The sequence below is a fragment of the Phenylobacterium sp. genome, from assembly GCF_041919955.1.
Taxonomy (GTDB): Bacteria; Pseudomonadota; Alphaproteobacteria; order Caulobacterales; family Caulobacteraceae; genus Phenylobacterium.
The window spans coordinates 91,553-98,662 of the sequence record NZ_JAYRSU010000018.1 but is presented as its reverse complement, the minus strand read 5'-3'; the positions used below and the strand labels follow the sequence as shown (position 1 = coordinate 98,662).

The 7,110-nt window shown below is 65.5% G+C and carries 5 protein-coding genes; 3 read left to right on the top strand and 2 right to left on the bottom strand.

The window, feature by feature from the left end:
- Positions 1-593, top strand: a 593-nt coding sequence (locus ACE3T2_RS15395; protein WP_374658864.1) for an acyl-CoA dehydrogenase family protein, incomplete at its 5' end; no start/stop codon positions are given.
- Between the two features lie 42 nt (positions 594-635).
- The gene (locus tag ACE3T2_RS15390; protein WP_374658862.1) at positions 636-1,772 is read left to right on the top strand and encodes an acyl-CoA dehydrogenase family protein; all 1,137 of its coding nucleotides are present in this window, start codon (positions 636-638) and stop codon (positions 1,770-1,772) included.
- 157 nt (positions 1,773-1,929) lie between these two features.
- Here the strand turns inward: ACE3T2_RS15390 and ACE3T2_RS15385 are convergent, their stop codons facing one another.
- A complete protein-coding gene (locus ACE3T2_RS15385) occupies positions 1,930-2,232 on the bottom strand; it encodes a CcdB family protein (RefSeq protein ID WP_374658860.1) in 303 nt (100 codons plus the stop codon).
- Entirely contained in the window at positions 2,232-2,468 is a 237-nt protein-coding gene (locus ACE3T2_RS15380; protein WP_374658858.1) for a type II toxin-antitoxin system CcdA family antitoxin, read from the bottom strand. The genes ACE3T2_RS15385 and ACE3T2_RS15380 overlap by 1 nt, the downstream gene beginning before the upstream one ends.
- Before the next feature lie 300 nt (positions 2,469-2,768).
- Between ACE3T2_RS15380 and ACE3T2_RS15375 the strand changes: the two genes are divergently transcribed.
- On the top strand, positions 2,769-6,692 hold the full coding sequence (locus ACE3T2_RS15375; RefSeq protein WP_374658856.1) for a hypothetical protein: 3,924 nt from the start codon (positions 2,769-2,771) through the stop codon (positions 6,690-6,692).
- Positions 6,693-7,110 lie beyond the last annotated feature (418 nt).

The window sequence follows — 7,110 nt, the reverse complement described above, 5'->3', positions numbered from 1 at the left end:
TCCCGCTGATCGCCGGCAACTCGCCCTTCTGCGAAACCTTCCTGACCGACGCGCGCGCCGAGAAGAAGGACCTGGTCGGCCCGCTGAACGGCGGCTGGACCATCGCCAAGCGCCTGCTGCAGCACGAGCGTTCGGGCCTGTCGGGCGCGGGCGGTGGCGGCGGGTTCGGCGGCGCCAAGCCGCTGCCGAAGCTGGCCAAGGACTATGTGGGCGTGGACGAGACCGGCAAGCTGGCCGACAGCGACCTGCGCACCCGCATCATCATGAACGAGATCGACGGCCGCGCCTTCCAGCAGACCGCCGTGCGCGCGATGATGGAAGCCAAGGGCAATTCCGGCCCCTCGGCCGCCACCTCGATCATGAAGAACGCCGGCACCCGCTGGATGCAGGACAAGGCCGAGCTGACCCTCGAGATCATGGGTCACCAGGGCCTGGGCTGGGAGGGCGAGGCCTTCACCGGCGAGGAACTGACCGCGGTGCGGTCGTGGCTGGGCGGCAAGGCCACCACGATCTACGGCGGCAGCCAGGAGGTGCAGAACAACATCATCTCCAAGCGCATCCTCGGCCTGCCCGACCTGACGCAGCACAACTAACCCTCAGAACAACCAAAGACTTTCGAGAATAGGATTTTAGACATGGCCGTTCTGAACGAAGAACAGAGCATGCTCCGCGACGCGGCGAAGAGCTGGGTCCAGGAAAAGAGCCCGGTCACCGCCTTCCGCAAGATGCGCGATAGCGGCGTGGAACTCGGCTACGACGCCGACGCCTGGAACGAGCAGGCCGAGATGGGCTGGGCCGGGGTGATCATCCCCGAGGAATACGGCGGGTCGAACTTCGGCTACCTGTCCATGGGCCTGATCCTCGAGGAGATGGGCCGCACGCTCACCGCCTCGCCGCTGCTGGCCTCGGGCCTGGCCGCCGCGAGCGCCCTGATCCTGGGCGGGAACGAAGCCCAGAAGGGCGAGTACCTGCCGAAGATCGCCGACGGCTCGCTGGTCGCCACCCTGGCGGTCGACGAAGGCGCGCACCACGCTCCGGACAAGGTCGCCCTGGCGGCCACGAAGTCGGGCGCGGGCTATACCCTGAGCGGCAAAAAGACCTTCGTGCTGGAAGGCCCGGCCGCCGGCCTGCTGGTCGTCTCGGCCCGCACCTCGGGCAAGCCAGGCGACAAGGACGGGATCAGCCTGTTCCTGGTGCCCGCCGACGCCAAGGGCGTGACCAAGCAGAACCTGAAGCTGGCCGACAGCCGCGGCGCCTCGAACATCAGCTTCGACAACGTCGAGGTGGCGGCGGGCGCCCTGCTGGGCGAGGAAGGCAAGGGCTGGGGCGTGCTGGAGCAGACCCTCGACCGCGCCCGCGCCGGCATCTGCGCCGAAATGCTCGGCTCGGCCGTCCAGGCCTTCGAGACCACGCTCGACTACCTGAAGGTCCGCGTCCAGTTCGGCCAGGTCATCGGCTCGTTCCAGGCCCTGCAGCACCGCGCGGCCAAGATGTTCACCGACCTGGAACTGGCCCGCTCGGCCGTCGAAGCCGCCCTCCAGGCGATCGACGCCGGCAGCCCGGACGTGCCGGAACTCGTCTCCCTGGCCAAGGCCAAGATGGGCGACACCTTCCACCTGGTCTCGAACGAGATGGTCCAGATGCACGGCGGCATCGGCATGACCGACGCCCACGACGCCGGCTTCTACATGAAGCGCGCCCGCGCCGTGGAAGCGGCGTTCGGCAGCCAGTCGTACCATCGCGATCGGTACGCGAAGATCCAGGGCTACTGACGCTTACGCTTCGCCCCTCGGCTTGCCGAGGGCGGGGTTGGAGAGCAGGACTGCGAAGCCCCGCCGGTGCGAGCCGGCGGGGTTTTTATATCGGGCAAGGCAGCTTCGACTTTGCGCCCAGAGCGGTAATTGATGGTCAGCAGCGGAACGGACGCTGCTAGACGCCTTCAAACAGCACGCCGAGCGCGCTTCTAACGGCGTAGGCCTCGTCCTCGGTGAGAAAGCGCACCGGTTGGTCGCCCAGTTCACGAAGAGGTACGGCCGCCATCTGCAGCGGCAGAAGCATGACGTTTTGGCCTTCAACCTCAAAGCTGGGCGTCAGCCGTCCGGACTGGCCACCCCTCAGGTCTATCGGCGCAACGAGCGGCACGACCACGCGCGTAATAGTGGGGTTGAGGAGATCCGACTGCACGTCCACCACCAACACGCCGTTCGCAAGTCGGTAGACCGCATGCTTCATCAGAACTGCCGGTACTCGGCCAACAAGAGGCCATCCTTCTCGACCTTGGCGTTGTACCAATCGAAGAATGGGCGGTTATCCGCCTGCCAGCGACGTGCGCGTTCGGCCGCAACTGCGGCTTCCAGACCGCTCTCGCAGGCCCGAGAGAGATTAAGGCCGAGCGCCTTGGCTTCCTCGACCAGCGGACCGGGGAGCATGATATTCAATCTCTGGCGACCAGCGCGCGCGTTTTCCATGCACACACGCGCACGCGCCGGGATTGCCAACGTCGGCTTCGGAGGTGTCGGCTTGGCGCCACTACGGACATTGGCGCCGGCGCGGGACGTGGGCATGCGCATGCCGGCGATGGGAGGGCCTGAAGACACCGCGTCCAACGCGATAGGCGGACTTGTCTCAACGCGCGCTTCAGAAAATTCCTCGCGGCTCCCCCCTCATGGCGGACCCGCATTTCGCCGCAAATTCACAATCTTCAATAGCTTTTCATTAATAAGTACTACCAGAGGGTGTGTCGTGAAAATTCACTCAGCAGGTGCAATATGCTCGCCGACGCCACGATCTTTCGGGACAAGAACACCGCGCCGGGCGACTGGCCGATCGATGTCGCAGCGACCCAGCGCGTAGACGACCATGGCGTGGTGACGCCGGCGCCGATTCCAACGGCCATCTCCCTTACCTCCGGCAACAGCGCGGGCCAGTTCGCTTTCAACACCGGGACGGGCATGCTCGACAACGCCGGCGTGGGCCTGGCGCCGGGAACCTACGCCCTGGTGTTCACCTTCACCTACGCGCTTGAAGCGCCTTACGATACCCATCAGGCTACGCTGCACATCGAGGTGCCGCCCAACGTCCGCTACGTGGACAACACGCGACCGGACGACGTTGGCGACGGACTGACCCCGGCCACCGCCTGGAAACACATGCCCGGCGATCCGGACGCCACCAACGGGCCGGCGGCCTTGAAGGCCGCGCCGCCGATCGCGACGCAGAAGCATCTCATCGTGCTCAAGGCCGGCCAGATCGTCCGGTCGACCGGCTTCTCGGCGGTCGACAACTGCCTCTACGCCAGCCTCCCGAGCTACGGCGGCCCGACCAAGGCCGAGCTGTCCACGCTGGCGATCGCGCCGGCCGGCACGGCGGCGACTTCGGGGGAGGTCTACGGCAACCCCAACCTCGCCAACATCCAGAAGTATCCCTTCGGCAGCACCCACAGCCAGCCGTTCCGGAACGGATCCGAGATGGTGTTTCCGGCGCAGTATCCGCCGGCCGGGGCCAACAAGTTCATCGACAGCCAGGAACCGCGGGTCGATGGCTCGCGAGGGATGCGCCGCCTGGCCAGCGCCAACATCGTCCTGCTGGCCGAAGCGACCGGCAGCTACACCTACCAGCTCACCTGGGCTGAGCTCGCCTCGCAGTTTCCGGGGATCAGTTTCCAGGGTTGGATCATCTTCGCATGGGCTGGCGCCAACCATATCCGGCCGGCGACGATTACGACCCACGACCCCGCGACCGGGGTCCTGACCTTCACCCTCCCGGTGGAGATCCTGATCGACGAATACGGAGCGAGCGCGTTCAATATCGCCGGCCACCCCGCGCTGATCAACGCCCCGGGCCAGCGCGCCTGGGACGGCGTGAACACCTTCGCCTGGCTGTCAAACGGCGCTCAGCCGCTGGAGCGTTCGCTCGGCAAGAAGGTGCTGGACGCGGAGTACGCCAACTTCGCCGCCTTCCGGCTGAAGATCTCGGGTGGCTACACGGCCTCCAGCAACGACCAGGGCGGGGGTGTCTTCGGCGACGTCGCGACCAATAGCGGCGTCAGCATCGCCGGGGTGGGCCGCGTGCACGCCTGTGACTTCGCCTATATGGCGAGCGACGTCTCGCAGGCGGCCGCTGTGCGGGTGCTCGGATCGGGCATCTCATCGGACTGGGAGGTCGAGCGCTGCACTTGCCAGCTGATCTTCCGCTCGTCCGCCTTTCGCTTCTCCGCGGTGGAGAACTGGCGTCACGTGCTGCGAGCGAACTACATCCGCAATATGGGCTTTACGGGCTACTACATGGTCAACGCCCGCTACACCCTGGATGAGCACAACATCAGCGACACGTGCCAGTCGACGCACGGGAACGGCCGCGCATATTACGTGGCCGGCTACATCTTTAAGGCCGACATTTCCTCCGGGTCGACGGTCGCCACCCTGACCGACCTGCCCGCCGACAAGGGCGTAGGGGACTTCTACCAACCCGGCCGAGAGATCCGCGTCACTGGCGCTGGCGTCGGTGGCGAGGATCTCATCGCCAAGATCGGCTCGATCACCGCCACGACGGCGACTTTGGACACCGCAGCCTCGACCACCGTTGTCGGGGGAAGCTTCGGCGGCGATGTCAATCGCAACTGCACCGTCCGCTACAACGAAACTGTCAACACCACGCGCCCACTGACTGCGCACGTGACCCACGACATGCTGATTACCGGCAACATCTTCGAGATGGACGGCGAGAGCGCGGCAGCCTTTCAGTACTGGTCGAACTCCTACGACACCACCGTGACGCGAGACATGTTCATGCGGCGGCGGGGCATGGTCAGCGGCAATGCGGACGCCATGGTGGTGCGCGGAACCGGCCTCGTGGACCACTGTGTGCTGGACGGCTGCGCGTCAAATCCGGACGAAACTTTCACCTGGACGAACAACCTCGTGACCAACGTCCTGCCGTCCAACGACGCGAACATCGCGGGTAAGTCGCCGACCAACAAGGTCTCGACGATCAGCACCCACACCAGTCCATGGAGCGGCGCGCTGACAAGCGAGATGAGGCGTTCACTCGGCTACGGCCGGATTGGCGCGACCCAGATCGTCGACAATCTAGCCAATGTCGTCTTCCCGAACACGTTCGACGTGCCGATCGGCAGCGTCGCCCAGAGCGACTGGAGCCAACTGGTCACCGACAGTGCGACGCGAACCATCACCCCACCGCCAGGCGTCGAGCTGTTCTACGGCGACAATAGCGCCGGCGCGAACCCACAAGGGCCATTCACCGCGGCGACGAGCGTGCCGGCGAACAAATACCTGCGCCTGCGTCGGACGGTCAGCGGCGACTACTTCACGCGCGAGACCGTCACCTTCGACCTGGGCGGCGGCATTACCTCGACCTGGACGACCCGCACCCTGCGCTCGCCTGCCTGGACCGTCGCCGTGTTCACCTCCGACGATCAGTTTGAACAGCATGTCTCGGGCGCTTGGGGCGCGGCGTCTCGGTTCGCGACAATCTTCCTCCCCGAATTCAAGAAGGGGACCTGGAGCACGACCACTATTGTGGGGCCGACGACCGGCTCCATCTATCTCTCTATTGAAACCCTCAGCACCGGCGGCCTGCGGTTCCGGGTACGGAACGGCGGCAACCAGACGCTCGCTCAGTTCAACTCGCCCGCTATCGATACCGATCCCCACGACTACAAGATCAGCATCGACACCTCGCAGGGCGACTCGCCGATAATTCAGTTTTACGTCGACGACCAGTCGAAACCAATCTCATCGCTCCAGGTCGGCAACACAGCCGGCAACACCAGCTACGCGGCCGCAGGTATCACTGATCGGTTCATCGGGTTCGACAAGTCCGCAACATACCGGATGTTATATGGCTTTAGCGGCGAGTCTGGCGGGGTTTTCTTCCACAACAAGTTGCTGGACTTGAGCGACGTCGCCAACCGGGCGAAGCTCACGGCGCTCCAGATGCTCCCTGACGGCTCGGGCGTTTTCGGCGAACCGCCGCTCTGCTGGGTTACAGGCGCGGCCAGTGACTGGAACAGCACCGCGGCGGTGCTGCAGCGCGGCTCGGGGCCAAAGATCGCACGCAGGGCCGGGACCGTGACCAGCGGCGCGAGTTCTGCGCCCGCTTGGCCATCGTATGTCTACGCCACGGCCCTGGCCTTGAGCGGGGCTCCCAATGGGAATGTCGGATTGCCGGCCACCTATACCGTTGGTCTGAACGGCGCGGTGGGAACCGCCACCGTTGTGACCTTGTCCGACGGCGGCGCGGGCGGGACCTTCTCACCGGCGAGCCTGACCTTCCCGCCCGAGGAGGAGGCCACGCCGAAGACCTTCAGCTATACCCCGGCTTCGACCGGCGCGAAGACCATCACAATCTCCGCCGCCGGGATCGCGCCGGCCAGCCAGCCGCTACAGGTCAATGCGGCTCCCGCGACGGCGGTGTTGGCGAACCTCGTCACAGTGGGGCAGACAGTTCCGATCACGATCGGCCTGAATGGCGCCAATCTGGCGGGAGCGGTCATCACGCCCGGCCTGTCGGGCGTGGCGGGGACTTTCAGCGAAAGCCCGTTGACCATCGAAGCCGGAACGACGTCGGCCACGCTGTACCTGACCTTCCTCACAGCCGGCACGGCCACGCTCACCTTCACCAACGGCGACGGACTGGCGAACCCCGCACCGCTGGTCTTAACTGTCGGTTAGTTCCGACGCCTCGGCGCGCGTCCCGCCGTCCGCAAGACGGCGGGAGCGTTAGCTGGCCATGGTTTCGCACCCGATAAGTGGGGCGGGTGCGACTTAACAGGAGGCGAGCGCGCGCTGATAACGACGCCGCCGGTCGATTCCCAAAGCCCCCTAACCCGATAAGCAGGCGAGAACACTAGGCTCCTTGCGTGAGAGCGGCGCCGTGATCGACCGCTATGAGCCCAACCCGGTCATCGCGATAGCGGGCGGTAGACGGGGCGGTGTTGACGCTGCAAGTCTGCGTCCTGGTCGGGCGGCCGGCGCGGATGTCCAAGCCTTCGGGCCAAAGGCGCCGGCGCGTGCCTCAAGCATGTTCTCAACGCCCGGCTGTCGCGCAACCGTCGATAGGACTTGCCAAGAGGGTGGACGATTGGCGAGA

Coding starts and splice junctions, on each gene's coding strand:
- ACE3T2_RS15390 (WP_374658862.1), top strand. CDS start 636: ATGGCCGTTCTGAACGAAGAACAGAGCATGCTCCGCGACGCGGCGAAG.
- ACE3T2_RS15385 (WP_374658860.1), bottom strand. CDS start 2,232: ATGAAGCATGCGGTCTACCGACTTGCGAACGGCGTGTTGGTGGTGGAC.
- ACE3T2_RS15380 (WP_374658858.1), bottom strand. CDS start 2,468: ATGGAAAACGCGCGCGCTGGTCGCCAGAGATTGAATATCATGCTCCCC.
- ACE3T2_RS15375 (WP_374658856.1), top strand. CDS start 2,769: ATGCTCGCCGACGCCACGATCTTTCGGGACAAGAACACCGCGCCGGGC.